The 15245-nt window shown below is 58.3% G+C and carries 13 protein-coding genes; 10 read left to right on the plus strand and 3 right to left on the minus strand.

The window, feature by feature from the left end:
* Positions 1-17: 17 nt before the first annotated feature.
* The 4 genes from AC2FFD_RS20855 to AC2FFD_RS20870 are packed head-to-tail and all read left to right on the plus strand — an operon-like array spanning position 18 to position 5699.
* Positions 18-1922, plus strand: a complete 1905-nt coding sequence (locus AC2FFD_RS20855) for an extracellular solute-binding protein (protein WP_425080267.1) — start codon at positions 18-20, stop codon at positions 1920-1922.
* A gap of 1 nt (position 1923) precedes the next feature.
* Positions 1924-3018: a microcin C ABC transporter permease YejB gene (locus AC2FFD_RS20860; protein ID WP_152459198.1), complete on the plus strand. Its 1095-nt coding sequence runs from the start codon at positions 1924-1926 to the stop codon at positions 3016-3018.
* The gene (locus AC2FFD_RS20865) at positions 3019-4125 is read left to right on the plus strand and encodes an ABC transporter permease (protein WP_210093880.1); all 1107 of its coding nucleotides are present in this window, start codon (positions 3019-3021) and stop codon (positions 4123-4125) included.
* Entirely contained in the window at positions 4122-5699 is a 1578-nt protein-coding gene (locus tag AC2FFD_RS20870; RefSeq protein ID WP_171207017.1) for an ABC transporter ATP-binding protein, read from the plus strand. Before AC2FFD_RS20865 ends, AC2FFD_RS20870 begins: the two co-directional genes overlap by 4 nt.
* Positions 5700-5723: 24 nt before the next feature.
* Here the strand turns inward: AC2FFD_RS20870 and AC2FFD_RS20875 are convergent, their stop codons facing one another.
* Entirely contained in the window at positions 5724-7652 is a 1929-nt protein-coding gene (locus AC2FFD_RS20875) for an elongation factor G (RefSeq protein WP_496874034.1), read from the minus strand.
* Positions 7653-7864: 212 nt separating this feature from the next.
* A complete protein-coding gene (gene hemN / locus AC2FFD_RS20880) occupies positions 7865-9220 on the minus strand; it encodes an oxygen-independent coproporphyrinogen III oxidase (protein ID WP_257599374.1) in 1356 nt (451 codons plus the stop codon).
* Positions 9221-9281: 61 nt separating this feature from the next.
* Between hemN and fnrL the strand changes: the two genes are divergently transcribed.
* Both fnrL and AC2FFD_RS20890 read left to right on the plus strand, forming a co-directional pair.
* Positions 9282-10025, plus strand: a complete 744-nt coding sequence (fnrL, locus tag AC2FFD_RS20885; RefSeq protein WP_480686083.1) for a transcriptional regulator FnrL — start codon at positions 9282-9284, stop codon at positions 10023-10025.
* Positions 10026-10096: 71 nt separating this feature from the next.
* Positions 10097-10351: a GlsB/YeaQ/YmgE family stress response membrane protein gene (locus AC2FFD_RS20890; RefSeq protein ID WP_170347277.1), complete on the plus strand. Its 255-nt coding sequence runs from the start codon at positions 10097-10099 to the stop codon at positions 10349-10351.
* 37 nt (positions 10352-10388) lie between these two features.
* Here the strand turns inward: AC2FFD_RS20890 and AC2FFD_RS20895 are convergent, their stop codons facing one another.
* Positions 10389-11228, minus strand: coding sequence for a universal stress protein (locus AC2FFD_RS20895; RefSeq protein WP_496874035.1), 840 nt, complete (start codon positions 11226-11228; stop codon positions 10389-10391).
* Positions 11229-11429: 201 nt separating this feature from the next.
* Between AC2FFD_RS20895 and ccoN the strand changes: the two genes are divergently transcribed.
* Genes ccoN through ccoP form a run of 4 tightly spaced genes read left to right on the plus strand, consistent with a single transcriptional unit; the run spans position 11430 to position 14838 of the window.
* Positions 11430-13037, plus strand: coding sequence for a cytochrome-c oxidase, cbb3-type subunit I (gene ccoN, locus AC2FFD_RS20900; RefSeq protein WP_170347275.1), 1608 nt, complete (start codon positions 11430-11432; stop codon positions 13035-13037).
* A gap of 14 nt (positions 13038-13051) precedes the next feature.
* On the plus strand, positions 13052-13780 hold the full coding sequence (gene ccoO, locus AC2FFD_RS20905; protein WP_170347274.1) for a cytochrome-c oxidase, cbb3-type subunit II: 729 nt from the start codon (positions 13052-13054) through the stop codon (positions 13778-13780).
* Positions 13781-13792: 12 nt separating this feature from the next.
* Complete coding sequence (locus tag AC2FFD_RS20910) at positions 13793-13978, plus strand: cbb3-type cytochrome c oxidase subunit 3 (RefSeq protein WP_170347273.1); 186 nt, start codon at positions 13793-13795, stop codon at positions 13976-13978.
* Positions 13975-14838 (plus strand): cytochrome-c oxidase, cbb3-type subunit III, encoded by an 864-nt coding sequence (gene ccoP / locus AC2FFD_RS20915; RefSeq protein ID WP_170347272.1) that lies wholly within the window; start codon positions 13975-13977, stop codon positions 14836-14838. Before AC2FFD_RS20910 ends, ccoP begins: the two co-directional genes overlap by 4 nt.
* The last annotated feature ends 407 nt before the right edge of the window (positions 14839-15245 follow it).

Consider the following 15245-nt stretch of genomic DNA (forward strand, 5'->3'; position numbering starts at 1 on the left):
CCCAGAGGATGAGCCACATGATATCCCTAATGCCTGCTGCACGTGATCTTAAGGTCAGGCCATTGGCTGGCATATTCGGGCTTTGTGCTGTTCTGCTCTCACCGCAAGCCGCTTTGGCATTGGACGAGGGGGTTACCCGCAGTCATGGATATTCGTATTTCGGAAATCTGGATTACCCTGCTGACTATCCGCATCTGAATTACGTGAATCCAGATGCGCCCAAAGGTGGTGAGTTGTCCTTGGCGGCTTCAGGGACGTTCGATTCCCTCAATCCCTATTCCCGCAAGGGGCGCGCAGGCGCCTTGACGACGCTGCAATATGACCGCCTGTTCGAAAGCTCGGATGACGGAGTCGGGCAGTATTACGGCGTGCTGGCGGAAAGCCTGGAATATGATGAAGGGCGCAACTACGTCATTTTCCATTTGCGACCCGAAGCAACCTTTTGGGATGGCACGCCGGTGACGGCCGAGGATGTTGTATACAGCCACCGCCTGTTCATCGAACAGGGCCTGCCTTCGTACGCCCAGGCCGTGGGTCGCATGGTGACGGGGGCCGAAGCGCTGGATGATCACACGGTCAAGTTCACGTTCAATCCGGAAGTCACCCGCCGCAGTTTGATCGAAACCGTTGGGTCGACCCCCGTCTTTTCGAAAGCATGGTTCGAGGCGGACGAGTCCCGGCGCCTGGATGAGCCGCGGCTGGAAGTGGCGGTCGGATCGGGCCCCTACAAACTCGACAGCTATGACATCAATCGCCGTATCGTTTACAAGCGACGAGACGACTATTGGGGTAAGGATCTGCCATTCAATGTCGGTCGCAACAATTTCGATACGATCCGCGTCGAGTATTTTGCCGATCAGACAGCGGCGTTCGAGGGGTTCAAGGCCGGTGAATACACGTTGCGGATTGAAAGTGATCCCAAGCTTTGGGCGACGGCGTATGATTTCCCGAAGATGAACGAAGGTGTGATCGTACGGGACGAGATACCGGATGGCAGCCCGCCAACACCGTCAGGCTTCGTCTTCAACCTCGGAAAACCGCAGTTTTCAGACAAGAACGTACGCAAGGCCCTTGCCCTGGCCTTCAATTTCGAATGGGCCAATGAATCCCTGCTGTTTGGTCTGAATTCACCGCGCAATTCCTTTACACAAGGCACCCCGCTGGAAGCGCATGGCTTGCCCGAGGGCGATGAGCTGGCGTTTCTTCAAGGGCTGGGTGAGGTTGTGCCCGAGGACCTTCTTTCAGAACCTGCCGTGACGGTTCACGAGTCAAACCCCGCGCGTCTGAATGATCGCAGAAATCTGCGAAAAGCCGCGAAACTGCTGGACGAGGCCGGGTGGCCGGTCGGCGATGGCAACGTGCGGCGCAACGCGGAAGGGCAGACGCTCAGGGTGGATTTCCCCTATCCTTCAAACCTGCCGACTTCGACGGCCACGATGATTGAAACCTATGTCCAGAACCTGCAAGCCATTGGCGTGGATGCGTCGGCGGAAAAGGTTGACCCGGCGCAATACACGCTGCGCAGCCGCGAGCGGGACTATGACATGGTCTATTCCACACGATACGGGTCCTTTTTGTCGACCGGCGGCGGGTTGAGCCAGATGTACGGGTCGAAAGAGGCTGCATTCAGTCTTTTCAACCCGGCCGGATTGGCCAGCCCTTTGGTTGACGCAATCATCGAAGCATCCTTTGATACCGACAATCAGGCGGATCAGGACGCGGCGTTGAAGGCGTTGGATCGCGCCCTCAGGTATGAGTTCTTCGTGATCCCCGTAGGATACATCGCTGACCACTGGGTGGCATATTACGATATGTATGAATACCCGGAAAACCTGCCGCCTTATTCGCTGGGCTATCTGGATCTGTGGTGGATCAATCCGGAAAAAGAGGCTGCACTGAAAGCGAAAGGCGCGCTGCGATAACATGGGCGCCTATATTCTAAGACGTTTGTTGCTGATCATCCCGACCCTTCTGGGCATCATGATCGTCAACTTCACGCTGGTACAATTCGTGCCTGGCGGTCCGGTCGAGCAGATCATTGCCCAGATCGAAGGTCAGGGGGATGTATTCGCCGGATTTGCAGGTGCGGGCGATGCCGGCGCGGGTTCAGAGCCGGCGGGCGGCGTTTTCGACGACAAATATGTCGGTGCGCGGGGCCTGCCGCCCGAGTTCATTGCTGAACTTGAAAAGGAATTCGGCTTCGACAAACCGCCTCTGGAGCGGTTCCTGATCATGATGGGCAACTATCTGACGCTGGACTTCGGCGAAAGCTATTTCCGCTCGATCAGCGTGATTGATCTGGTGCTCGAGAAAATGCCGGTCTCGATCTCGCTGGGCCTGTGGTCAACATTGATTGCCTATCTGGTTTCGATCCCTCTGGGCATTCGCAAGGCGATCAGGGACGGTTCGCAGTTCGACACGTGGACCAGCGCTGCGATCATCGTGGCCTATGCGATCCCTGGCTTTCTGTTTGCCATCCTGCTGCTGGTGCTTTTCGCCGGTGGATCCTATTGGCAGATCTTCCCGCTGCGGGGGCTGACATCCGACAACTGGGACAGCCTGAGTCTCTTTGGCAAGATCGCGGATTACTTCTGGCATATCGCGCTGCCGACGATTGCGCTGACGATCTCGGCCTTTGCGACGCTGACGCTGCTGACCAAGAACTCGTTTCTCGATGAGATCAAAAAGCAATATGTCATGACCGCCCGCGCCAAAGGTCTGAGCGAACGCAAGGTGCTGTATGGCCATGTGTTCCGCAACGCGATGCTGATCGTCATAGCCGGATTTCCGGCCGTGTTCATAGGCGTGTTCTTCGGAGGCTCGATCATCATTGAAACGATCTTCTCACTTGATGGTCTGGGACGTCTGGGTTTTGAAGCTGCCGTGGCGCGGGATTACCCGGTGATCTTCGGCACGCTGTTCATCTTTGGCCTGATGGGCCTGGTCGTCGGTATCATCAGCGACCTGATGTATGTGCTGGTCGACCCGCGCATCGATTTCGAAAAGCGGGAGGGGTAAATGGCATTGTCCCCCCTGAACCAGCGCCGCTGGAGCAATTTCTGCCGCAACAGGCGCGCTTTCTGGTCATTGATCATTTTCTCAGTGCTGTTCGGTCTGTCGCTGTTTGCCGAGTTCATCGCCAACGATAAACCGATCCTCGTGAAATACCGGGGTGAGTTCTATACGCCGGTCTTCAACTTCTACGCGGAAACCGATTTTGGCGGAGACTTCCAGACGGAGGCGATCTATCGCGACCCCGAGGTTCAGTGCCTGATAGACAGCGGCGGCCATGAAGAATGTTTTGACGATCCTGAAGGCATTATCGAACAGATCGACGCCGGCACGTTCCAGGCGGAAGGGTTCGAGCGTGGCTGGTCGATTTGGCCGTTGATCCCTTATTCCTACAACACATCGGTCGATCGCCCCGGGGCTGCGCCCTTGCCACCCAACGGCCAGAACCTGCTGGGCACCGATGACACCAAGCGCGATGTGCTGGCAAGGGTGATTTACGGCTTCCGCCTGTCGATCCTGTTCACGCTGATCGTGACGGGCGCCGCCAGTCTGATCGGTATTTTCGCCGGTGCCATACAGGGCTTCTTCGGCGGTTGGCTGGATCTGATCTTTCAGCGGATCATCGAGATCTGGTCAGCGACGCCCTCGCTTTACGTCATCATCATCATGTTCGCGGTGCTGGGGCGCAGCTTCTGGCTGCTGGTCGCGTTGATGATCCTGTTCAGCTGGACCGGGCTGGTTGGCGTGGTGCGCGCAGAATTCCTGCGGGCGCGAAACCTTGAATATGTGCGCGCTGCGCGGGCGCTGGGCGTGGGCAACATGACCATCATGTTCCGCCACATGCTGCCCAACGCGATGGTGGCCACGCTGACCTTCATGCCCTTCATCGTCACGGGCACCATAGGCGGGCTGGCTTCGCTGGATTATCTGGGTTTTGGCCTTCCCTCTTCGGCCCCCTCGCTGGGAGAGCTTACCTTGCAGGCGAAACAGAACCTTCAGGCCCCGTGGCTGGCCTTCACGGCCTTTTTCACCTTTGCCATCATGCTGTCCCTGCTGGTCTTCATCTTTGAGGGCGTGCGGGATGCGTTCGATCCCAGAAAGACCTTCTCATGAGCCTGCTGGATGTAAACAACCTGAAGGTCTCGTTCCGGCAGGACGGTCAGATCAGTGCTGCGGTTCGGGGCGTGTCGTTCCATGTCGATCGCGGGGAAACCGTGGCGCTGGTGGGCGAATCCGGATCGGGCAAATCTGTCACCGCGCTCAGTACCGTATCGTTGCTGGGCGACAGCGCCATCGTCGAAGGGTCCGTCACCTATGACGGGCAGGAGATGATCGGCGCCTCGGAGCAGCGCCTGATGGACGTGCGCGGCAATGACATCAGCTTCATTTTCCAAGAGCCGATGACATCGCTGAACCCGCTGCACACGATCCAGAAGCAGATGGCGGAATCGTTGGCCCTGCATCAGGGGGTGACGGGTGATGTCGCGCGCGAACGGATTCTTGAACTGTTGAACAAGGTCGGTATCCGCGACCCCGAAGACCGGCTGGACAGCTATCCGCACCAGTTGTCAGGCGGACAGCGGCAGCGGGTGATGATCGCCATGGCGCTGGCGAACAAGCCGGACATCCTGATCGCCGATGAACCGACGACGGCGTTGGATGTAACCATTCAGGCACAGATCCTCGAGTTGCTGGCCAGTTTGCAGAAATCCGAAAACATGGGGATGCTGTTCATCACCCACGATCTGGGCATTGTGCGCCGGATCGCTGATCGGGTCTGTGTGATGAAGGATGGTGAGATCGTCGAGACCGGTGCGACTGCCGAGATCTTCGACAACCCGCAGCACCCCTATACCCGCAAGCTCCTGGCCGCGGAACCTTCGGGTCAGCCAGACGCCGTTGCAACAGATGCCGAGGAAGTCGCGCGCACCGATCATCTGAAGGTCTGGTTCCCGATCCAGCGGGGATTTCTGAAACGCACGGTCGGCTATGTGAAGGCGGTGAATGACGCCTCGCTGAGTGTACGCGCGGGTGAGACTTTGGGGATCGTGGGTGAAAGCGGGTCGGGCAAGACCACGCTGGCGCTGGCGATCATGCGTCTGATCGCGTCCGAAGGCGGCATCACCTTCCGCGATCAGGATGTTCGAAAATGGTCCACGCGCGAGCTGCGCCGACTGCGCAAGGATATGCAGATCGTGTTTCAGGACCCGTTCGGCAGCCTCAGCCCACGTATGACCTGTCAGCAGATCATCGCGGAAGGTCTGGCCATTCACAACGTCGATCCTCATCGCGCGCCGCGCGAGCTGGTCGCTGAGGTGATGACCGAAGTGGGCCTGGATCCTGCGGCGATGGACCGGTATCCGCACGAGTTTTCGGGCGGGCAGCGTCAGCGCATCGCGATTGCGCGCGCGATGGTCTTGCGACCCAAGCTGCTGGTACTGGACGAACCGACCAGCGCGCTGGACATGACGGTTCAGGTTCAGATCGTCGATCTGCTGCGCGATCTGCAAAAGAAATACGGGCTGGCCTATCTGTTCATCAGCCATGATCTGAAAGTTGTGCGGGCGATGTCGCACAAGGTGATCGTCATGCGAAACGGAGATGTGGTTGAAATGGGCACGGCCGAGGATTTGTTCGAAAATGCCCAGACTGACTATACCCGTGAATTGATTGCTGCGGCGGGCTGAAATCAGCCCGCCACCGTCAGGCCGTCAGGCGCTTGCCTTTTCTTTGGATGCCGCTTTCGGCACCGGTCCGCGCAGTTCTTCATAGTGATCAAAGCTCAGCTTGACCCACCCGGTTCCGCGCGTGGCGCTGGCAAGAGTGCGATGCAACTCATCCTCGGCCACGGCGGGTATCAGGGCGTTGAAAATCTCCCAGCCTGATGCGTTTGGGTTGCCCTCAAATCCCAGAACCTGTCCTTGCAGAGAGCTGATCGTCGGCACCAGGTCGCCAACAAAATCAGAAGGCAGGTGGATTTCGGCGTTCAGGATCGGCTGCAAAACAACGGGCTTGGCCTGTGGCAGCGCTTCGCGCACGGCGTTCTTGCCCGCGGTGCGGAAGGCATAATCGGAACTGTCCACGTTGTGATGCTTGCCGTCATGCAGCGTGACCTTCACATCCACCACCGGAAAGCCCTCGGGGCCTCGCTCCAGCGCGTCCCTGGCGCCCTGTTCCACGGATGGGATGTAATTCTTGGGCACCGCGCCTCCCTTGACCACCTCTTCGAACTGGAACCCAGATCCGCGCGGCAGCGGTGCGACCGAGATCACGACATCCGCGAATTGCCCGGCCCCGCCGGATTGTTTGCGGTGTCTGTGGCGATGTTCGACAGGTGTTCGGATGGTTTCGCGATAGGCGGTTTCGACTTGGTCGGCTTCAATCTCGATCCCGAAATCCTCGGCCAGCTTGGCGGTCACGCGTCGCATGTGCTGCGGACCCTGAGACCCAAGAACGGCGTGGCCGGTAAGCTCATCCTGTTGCAGGTGAAGGCCGGGGTCGATCTCGGTCAGACGGCTCAGGGCGTTGGACAGGCGCACATCGTCCCGCTCATGCGCAGGCGAGACGATCTGACGATGCGCCACCGGATGCGAGGCCGCCCATTCCGGCAGTTCCGTCGCCGAATTGCTGTCGTAGATATAGCCGGGGTTGAGGTGATCGGATTTCACCGCCAGACCAATCTGCCCGGCCTCAAGCGTGGCGATCTGGGTTTTGGCATCCAGCGTTGTCAGGTTGCCGACGGTCTCACCGCCCAAGGCTTCATGGGCTTGCACGCCGTCCCCCAGGCCGCGCAGTACGACGATTTTTCCGATGTGTTTTTTGACATCCGCAAAACCGGCAATGGCGCGGGCGCTGTCTCCGGCCTCGTCGCGCCCGGCGGCGATATCAAATTCGGGGGCTTCGTGTCGCAGGGCCTTCATCAGGCGCGTCAGCCCGTTGCCGTGGCTTGCGGCACCCAGACAGGCGGGAATCAACTGATGGTTCTTCAGGACCTGTGCCGCCAGGTCATAGACCTCGTCGCTTGGCGGCTGTTTGTCTTCGATGAGCTGTTCCAGCAGGGTGTCATCGAAATCGGACAGGGTCTCCAGCAGCTCGGTTCGGGCCTCCTGCTCACGGTCTTCGACGGATTGAGGCAGTTCGATCAGGGCCGAGGGCTGGCCCTCCTGATATTTCCAAGCCCGTTCCGAGATCAGATCAACCGCCCCGATGATCGTATCCCCTTCGCGGATCGGGACCTGACGCAGGGCGATGTGATGGGTGCAGTATGTTTGCAATGCGGCGATGATATCGCGGATGCGGCCGTTGGGATTGTCCATCCGGTTGATGAAGAGAAAACACGGGATGCCGGCCTCTTCTACCAGTCGCAGGTAGGGCGCGCACAAAACGGCGGCATTCGGGTCGGGGGGCACGACAACTACGGCAGCGTCCGATATAGCCATTGCGGGTCCGACATAGGCCAGAGCATCGCCGCCCCCGTCAACGTCGATCGCGCACCAGGGCTCGTCCAGGTAAGAAAAACCGTGCAAATGCACGGTTTCGGAAACATCGAATGTGGTGGGGCGCCCGTCGAGGCGGCTGATGGCCTCGACAAGCGTAGATTTGCCCGATTGACTGGGCCCGAGGACGGTGAATACGCGCATGAGTGTTGTCCCTCTTTCAGGTTGCAGATTGGCTGCACGAAAGGGACCGACCGACGCGTTGGCGTCGACAAGGATTGTCTGTATTTTGCCCGCCTCAGGCCGCAGAGCGAGATGTCGCCCTACAGCATGAGTGTGGGAAAAACCGCAGGCGTGCGTCAAGCCCCTGATGTGTTTTGCGCGTGACGGGCCGAATGCTGCCCGCCGAAAAAGGGTCAGATGGCCGAGCTGTGCCCGGCTTTGCTGAGGTCATAGGCGTCAAAGCTGCGGGCGATCATCCGGGTCAGCGCCCGCGCTTCGGGCGGTATGAAAAGCCCGGTTTCAGTGATTTGCAGCATCCCGTCGAAAGATGCATTGGCTGCGTGATACATCTCGTCCAGTTCAGCGGCTGATACATCGTGATCCCGCAGGATTTCTGCCGTGTCGATTTTGAAATCGCACATCAGTGCCTCGATCAGGCGGGCACGCAGAATGTCCTGACCCTTGAAGAGGTGCCCTCGGGATGTCGAAAACTGCCCATCGCGAATGGCTTTGGTGTGGACAGAGGTGGCCGGAGCGTTTTGCGCGTAGCCTTGCGGGAAGCGCGAGATCGAGCTGGCCCCGACACCAATCAGAACATCGGCCTGATCGTCGGTGTAACCCTGGAAGTTCCGCTTGAGGCGGCCCGCGCGCAAAGCGTGGGTCAGCCCGTCATCCTGAGTGGCGAAATGGTCGATGCCGATTTCGGCATAATTGTCCCAAAGAAACAAACGCCGGGCCGTGTCGAACAGCTCGAGGCGCTGTTCGGGTGTGGGCAGGGCGTCCGACGGAATAAGCTGCTGCCGCTTGGCCATCCAAGGCACATGGGCATAGCCGTAAAGCGCCACGCGATCCGGGCTGAGCGACAGGAGCTTCTGTACGCTTTCCGTCATGCGCGCCTTGGTCTGATGCGGCAGGCCGTAAAGAATATCCGCATTCAGGCTGGCGATGCCGCGTGCGCGGATCATGTCGATGGCGTCGCGCGTGGTGTCATAGCTTTGGATGCGGCCGATGGTTTTCTGGATTTCGTCGTCGAAATCCTGCACCCCGATCGAAGCACGGTTCATGCCCGCGTCTGCCAGCGCATCCAGACGCGCCTCGTCAATCTCGTTCGGATCGATCTCGACCGAGAATTCGGCATCAGGCCCCATGGGCACGATACCCAGGATGTGTTGTGCCAGTTCACGCATCAGTTGGGCGTTCAGCAACGTTGGCGTGCCACCGCCCCAGTGCAGGCGCGACAGAACCACACCTTCGGGCAAACGTGCTGCCAGAAGATCCAGTTCGGCCTTCAGAACGTCGACATAGGCGATCACCGGATTGTCGGTTTGTGTTCCTTGTGTCCGGCAGGCACAGAACCAGCATAGCCTGCGGCAGAATGGAACATGGATGTACAAGGAAATGGCACTGCCGGGTTTGATCCCGGAAATCCAGTCGCCAAACATATCTGCTCCCACGTCGTTGCTGAAGTGGGGGGCGGTGGGATAGCTTGTGTAACGCGGTACTTTCGCGTCAAATAGTCCAAGCTTTGCCAATTGTGGTTTCACTATCATGGCGATACCCTTAGGGGACAGAGGACACTGGTGCTTTGATGGAGATCAAGTGGGAACGCGCATGACAGTAAAAGCACAATTTGACCATTCAAATTGCGGAGATTGCCCGATACGTCATCGCGCCGTCTGTGCCCGGTGTGATGCTGACGAGCTGGAAGAGCTTGAAAGCATTAAATATTACCGCAGTTTTGAAGCGGGTCAGACGATCATCTGGTCTGGGGATCAGATGAGTTTCGTCGGCTCGGTCGTGGCCGGAATCGCGTCGTTGACCCAGACGATGGAAGATGGCCGCACCCAAATGGTTGGTCTGCTGCTGCCCAGCGATTTCGTTGGCCGGCCGGGTCGCGATACTGCACCTTATGATGTCCAGGCGACGACGGATGTCGTGATGTGCTGTTTCCGCAAGAAACCGTTCGAAGAGCTGATGGACCAAACCCCACATATTGCGCATCGTCTTTTGCAGATGACGTTGGACGAGCTTGATGCCGCTCGCGAGTGGATGCTGGTTCTGGGGCGCAAAACGGCGCGTGAGAAGATTGCCAGCCTGCTGTCGATCATTGCGCGCCGGGACGCTTCGGTCAGCCAAAAGGGTCTGACTGGATCTATAGTGTTCGACCTGCCCCTGACCCGAGAAGCAATGGCGGATTACCTTGGTTTGACACTGGAAACGGTCAGTCGCCAGATTTCGGCTTTGAAAAAAGACGGGGTGATCACACTTGAAGGAAAGCGACACGTGACCATCCCCGATCTGGGCCGCCTGATGGAAGAGGCAGGTGACGATTCGGATGGCGGCTTTCCGGTCTGACGCGAACGGTTTTTGACCGCCAACAGCCGTCGCGGTCTTGTTCGCAGGAATGTCTGATTCAGGAGATCGACATGGAATTTACCAGTTTGTTGGCAATGCTTTTGGTCGGCGCAATCGCCGGTTGGCTGTCTGGCAAGATCATGGAAGGCCGGGGGTTCGGTCTTTTCGGCAACATCATTGTCGGAATCGTCGGCGCGTTTCTTGCGGGGTTGATTTTTCCGGCACTTGGATTTGCCGTTGGCGGCGGCCTGCTGTCGTCTATCTTCTTCGCAACAGTAGGCGCCGTGATCCTGTTGTTCCTGATAGGCCTCATCCGCAGAGGATGACAAAAGCCGCCAAGTCAGGCGGCTTTTGAAGGGCGGATCAATGGGCAAGGAATACGGGTACGCTAGACTGCTCCAGCATGTTGCGTGTTGCGCCGCCCAGAATGGCCTCGCGAAAACGGGAATGACCGTAAGCGCCCATGACGATCAGATCCGATTCTGTATCGGATGCGTGGCGGTTGAGAATATCCGACACGCGCGTCATGCTTTTGCTCAGCACATCAATCTCACATTTGACCCCGTGTCGGGCCAGCATCTGTGACAGCAATCCGCCGGGGTCAGACCGGTCGGGTCCATGACGGGGTGGATCGATGACCACGATTCGGACCAGCTCGGCCTGTTTCAGGAAGGGCAGGGCGTGACGAATGGCGCACATGGCCTCGACGCTTTCGTTCCAGCCTATCATGATATTGCGCGGCACCGTCAGGGGTTCGACGTCGTCCGGTACGACCAGAACCGGGCAATGCCCTTCGAACATGGCTGCTTCGATGATGGGCTCGGCCTCGGCCCCACGGTCTTTGCCGTAGGGGTGCGGCAGGATCACCAGATCGGAAAACCGTGCCCTATGCGCAACATGGCGTCCGATATCAGCGATTTGCGCGACGCCATGCTCGGCGGACCAGCGAACGCCGGACTTGCCAAGGTAATCATTGGCAAAATTCAACAGCTCCTGGGCCTCGGCGTTGGCCCGGCTCAGTGTTTCCTGAACGATAAGCGCATTGGCACCCGCATAGTAATAACCTGTCTGACTGCGATCAACCCCCAGGCACAGGGCTTCGGCATGGGCATCCTGAGATTCTGCCATGGCCACCATCTGCGCCAGAGCGGCGGGTGCTGTCTTCGTTTCGGTCATGACAGTGAGTAGAGATTTGTAAGTCATCGCGACCTCATGATTCGGGCATTTGGTCTCATGTGACCAGTTGGCCTGTTTCCTCTACAATGCGTGTCACAGAAAACGCAGAACTGTCTTGATACAGATCAAAGCAGTAACAGCCGCCGTGCTTCAGAACGGCAGCCAGTCAAATGGGTTTCGCGCGTCACAAGAATCAAAAGCGCGCGGGGCATGGCAAAGGGACGCAATATGTCGAATTACATCAAGCTGATCGTGCTTGGTCTGATCGCGCTGTTTGCAGCGATCGGAACCAATTATGCACGTGATTTGGCGTATCAGGTACATGCGCTGCTGGTGATGCTTATCGCCGGTGGCTTGTTCATCTGGACGCTTCGAAACACTGACGAGCCGGACATCCTCGTGGATCGGTCCGGAGAGTATATGGACGACGTGGTCCGCTATGGCGTGATCGCAACGGCTTTCTGGGGCGTGGTTGGATTCTTGGTGGGAACCTTCATCGCGTTTCAGTTGGCCTTTCCAGTGCTGAATTTCGAATGGGCGCAGGGGTATCTGAACTTTGGTCGTTTGCGTCCGCTGCACACGTCGGCAGTGATTTTTGCCTTTGGTGGCAACGCGCTGATCGCAACGTCGTTCTACGTCGTTCAACGTACCAGCGCCGCGCGTCTTTGGGGCGGCAATCTGGCCTGGTTCGTTTTCTGGGGCTATCAGCTGTTCATCGTGCTGGCGGCGACCGGCTATGTTCTGGGCGGAACGCAGTCCAAGGAATATGCCGAACCTGAATGGTATGTCGATCTGTGGCTGACCATTGTCTGGGTCGCCTACCTGGCCGTGTTCCTGGGCACGATCGTCAAGCGGAAAGAGCCGCATATCTATGTGGCCAACTGGTTCTACCTGGCCTTTATCGTCACCGTTGCGATGCTGCACCTGGTCAACAACATGACCGTTCCTGTCAGCATCTGGGGTTCGAAATCGGTCATCGTCTGGTCGGGCGTGCAAGACGCCATGATCCAGTGGTGGTACGGCCACAACGCCGTGGGCTTCTTCCTGACTGCCGGCTTCCTGGGCATGATGTACTATTTCATCCCGAAACAGGCCGAGCGCCCTGTATTCTCGTACAAGCTGTCGATCATCCACTTCTGGGCACTGATATTCCTGTATATCTGGGCCGGTCCGCACCACCTGCACTATACCGCGCTGCCTGACTGGGCTTCGACGCTGGGCATGGTGTTCTCGGTGGTCCTGTGGATGCCGTCCTGGGGTGGTATGATCAACGGTCTGATGACCCTGTCGGGCGCATGGGACAAGCTGCGCACCGACCCGGTGATCCGGATGATGGTGATCTCGGTCGGCTTCTACGGCATGTCCACCTTCGAAGGCCCGATGATGTCGATCCGTGCGGTGAACTCGCTGTCGCATTACACCGACTGGACCATCGGTCACGTGCACTCGGGTGCGCTGGGCTGGAACGGCATGATCACCTTCGGCGCGCTGTACTTCCTGGTGCCCGTCCTGTGGAAGCGTGAGCGTCTTTACTCGCTGCAAATGGTCAGCTGGCACTTCTGGCTCGCCACCATCGGCATCGTGCTTTACGCGGCGTCGATGTGGGTCACCGGCATCATGGAAGGCCTGATGTGGCGTGAAGTGGATGCCAACGGCTTCCTGGTGAACTCGTTCGCCGACACTGTGGCCGCCAAGTTCCCGATGTATGTGGTGCGTGCTCTGGGTGGCGTGATGTTCGTCGCTGGTGCCTTGATCATGTGCTACAACCTGTGGATGACCGTCCGGAAAGCGCCGGCCAAAGAGGCCAGCCTGACCGTCGCGGTCCCGGCTGAATAAGGAGGGCCGGAGCAATGGCAATTCTCGACAAACACAAGATCCTCGAGACCAACGCGACCCTCCTGCTGATCTTCAGCTTCCTGGTCGTGACCATCGGTGGCATCGTTCAGATCACCCCGCTGTTCTATCTTGAGAACACAATCGAGAAGGTGGAGGGCATGCGCCCTTACACCCCTCTCGAGATGGCGGGGCGTGAGATCTACATCCGCGAAGGCTGCTATGTCTGCCACAGTCAGATGATCCGCCCGATGCGGGACGAGGTCGAACGGTACGGCCACTACTCGCTGGCGGCGGAATCGATGTACGATCACCCGTTCCAGTGGGGGTCCAAACGCACCGGGCCGGATCTGGCTCGTGTGGGTGGCCGCTACTCGGATCAATGGCACGTGGACCATCTGCGTGATCCGCAATCGGTGGTGCCGGAATCGGTGATGCCGAAATACGGCTTCCTCGAGCATCGCAAAATTGACGGCAAGTACATCGGTGATGTGATGGCCACCAATGCTCTGGTCGGGACACCCTATTCCGAAGAGATGCTGGAAAACGCACAAGCCGACTTCCTCGCTCAGGCCGACCCGGACAGCGACTATGACGGGCTGCTGGAGCGCTATGGCGACAAGGTCAACGTGCGCAACTTCGACGGCCAGCCCGAGTTGACCGAAGCTGATGCGTTGGTTGCCTATCTTCAGATGCTGGGCACGTTGGTCGATTTTTCGACCTTCACCCCGGACGCAAGCCGCTAAAGGAGAATCGTGATGGAAGAATACACAATTCTCAGGCAGTTCGCGGATAGCTGGATGTTGCTGCTGTTGTTCGCCTTCTTCGTTGGCATCGTCATCTGGGTTTTCCGCCCCGGTGCTAAGCAGGAATACAAGGACACCGCCAACATCCCCTTCCGGCATCAAGACAAACCCGCCACATCCAAGGAGGCGCGGCAATGAGCAAGACACCTGAAAAACAGCCGGGTGATCCGAACACAACCGGGCACAGCTGGGACGGGATCGAAGAGTTCGACAACCCGATGCCGCGCTGGTGGCTGTGGACATTCTATGTGACCATTATCTGGGCCGTGATCTACACGATCTTGTATCCAGCATGGCCCCTGGTGCAGTCGGCAACCGCCGGCGTCCTGGGCTGGTCTACACGGGCTTTGGTCCAGCAGGAGATGGTCGCATTCGAAGAGGCAAACGCACCCTGGAACGCCAAACTGGTGGAAACACCGCTGGAAGACATCGCAAAAGACGCTGAGCTTCAGCAATATGCCGTGAACTCCGGTGGTGCCGTGTTCCGTACCTGGTGTGCGCAGTGCCACGGTTCCGGTGCACAGGGCGCGCCGGGTTTCCCGAACCTGCTGGATGACGCCTGGCTGTGGGGTGGTACGATGGAAGACATCGTCTACACCGTCAGCTATGGTATCCGGAACGAAGAAAGCGACGATGCACGCTATTCCGAGATGCCTGCCTTCGGTGAAATCCTCGAGCATGATGAAATCACGCAGGTGGTTCAGTATGTCATGTCGCTGAGCAACGCACAGACCGATGACGCGGCGGCACAGGCGGGCAAGGTTGTCTTCGAAGACAATTGCGCGTCCTGCCATGGCGAGGATGGTACGGGTGACATCTTCCAGGGGGCACCGAACCTGACCGACGCAATCTGGCTATATGGTGGCAGCGAAGAGACTTTGACTGAAACTGTGACCTACAGCCGCTTTGGCGTCATGCCGAACTGGGATACCCGCCTGACCGAGGCGCAGATCCGTGCGGTATCCGCCTATGTCCACCAGTTGGGTGGTGGCCAGTAAGACCTAGAGGGCAACCTTCGGGCGGTTCGCCGCCCGAAGGCTGTAGCACCGGCTGTTCCATCTGTTCGCGCGTTTCCTGAACAGCCGGTGCTTTTTTACACTGAATTCCAGTTGTTTTGCCATTCCGTTCTTTGCAACGACGGCTGACCATCCGCATTCGGGCAGGTCTGACCCGGGGCTGCGACAATTGGTCGGTACTTGGAAAACCGCATGTACCACGTGCAGCCGGTATCGCGCCACAAGCAGTTTTTCCGCCAAAATCGGCTGAAAATCGGCTGAAAATCGGGTAAAATACTTCATTTCCTGCGCCGGCAAGATGGGGCGATCTTCAAAAGATGTTTGCTCGATGCGCTTTTTGACCCATGTCAAAGTTCGCCTGTGCATGATCTGGAACAAGACGTCTTCAG

This window comes from Ruegeria sp. YTSC002, from assembly GCF_059609845.1.

Bases quoted from the DNA above. Each gene is read 5' to 3' on its own strand.
- AC2FFD_RS20855 (WP_425080267.1), top strand. From the start codon at position 18: ATGATATCCCTAATGCCTGCTGCACGTGATCTTAAGGTCAGGCCATTG.
- AC2FFD_RS20860 (WP_152459198.1), top strand. From the start codon at position 1,924: ATGGGCGCCTATATTCTAAGACGTTTGTTGCTGATCATCCCGACCCTT.
- AC2FFD_RS20865 (WP_210093880.1), top strand. From the start codon at position 3,019: ATGGCATTGTCCCCCCTGAACCAGCGCCGCTGGAGCAATTTCTGCCGC.
- AC2FFD_RS20870 (WP_171207017.1), top strand. From the start codon at position 4,122: ATGAGCCTGCTGGATGTAAACAACCTGAAGGTCTCGTTCCGGCAGGAC.
- AC2FFD_RS20875 (WP_496874034.1), bottom strand. From the start codon at position 7,652: ATGCGCGTATTCACCGTCCTCGGGCCCAGTCAATCGGGCAAATCTACG.
- hemN (WP_257599374.1), bottom strand. From the start codon at position 9,220: ATGATAGTGAAACCACAATTGGCAAAGCTTGGACTATTTGACGCGAAA.
- fnrL (WP_480686083.1), top strand. From the start codon at position 9,282: ATGACAGTAAAAGCACAATTTGACCATTCAAATTGCGGAGATTGCCCG.
- AC2FFD_RS20890 (WP_170347277.1), top strand. From the start codon at position 10,097: ATGGAATTTACCAGTTTGTTGGCAATGCTTTTGGTCGGCGCAATCGCC.
- AC2FFD_RS20895 (WP_496874035.1), bottom strand. From the start codon at position 11,228: ATGACTTACAAATCTCTACTCACTGTCATGACCGAAACGAAGACAGCA.
- ccoN (WP_170347275.1), top strand. From the start codon at position 11,430: ATGTCGAATTACATCAAGCTGATCGTGCTTGGTCTGATCGCGCTGTTT.
- ccoO (WP_170347274.1), top strand. From the start codon at position 13,052: ATGGCAATTCTCGACAAACACAAGATCCTCGAGACCAACGCGACCCTC.
- AC2FFD_RS20910 (WP_170347273.1), top strand. From the start codon at position 13,793: ATGGAAGAATACACAATTCTCAGGCAGTTCGCGGATAGCTGGATGTTG.
- ccoP (WP_170347272.1), top strand. From the start codon at position 13,975: ATGAGCAAGACACCTGAAAAACAGCCGGGTGATCCGAACACAACCGGG.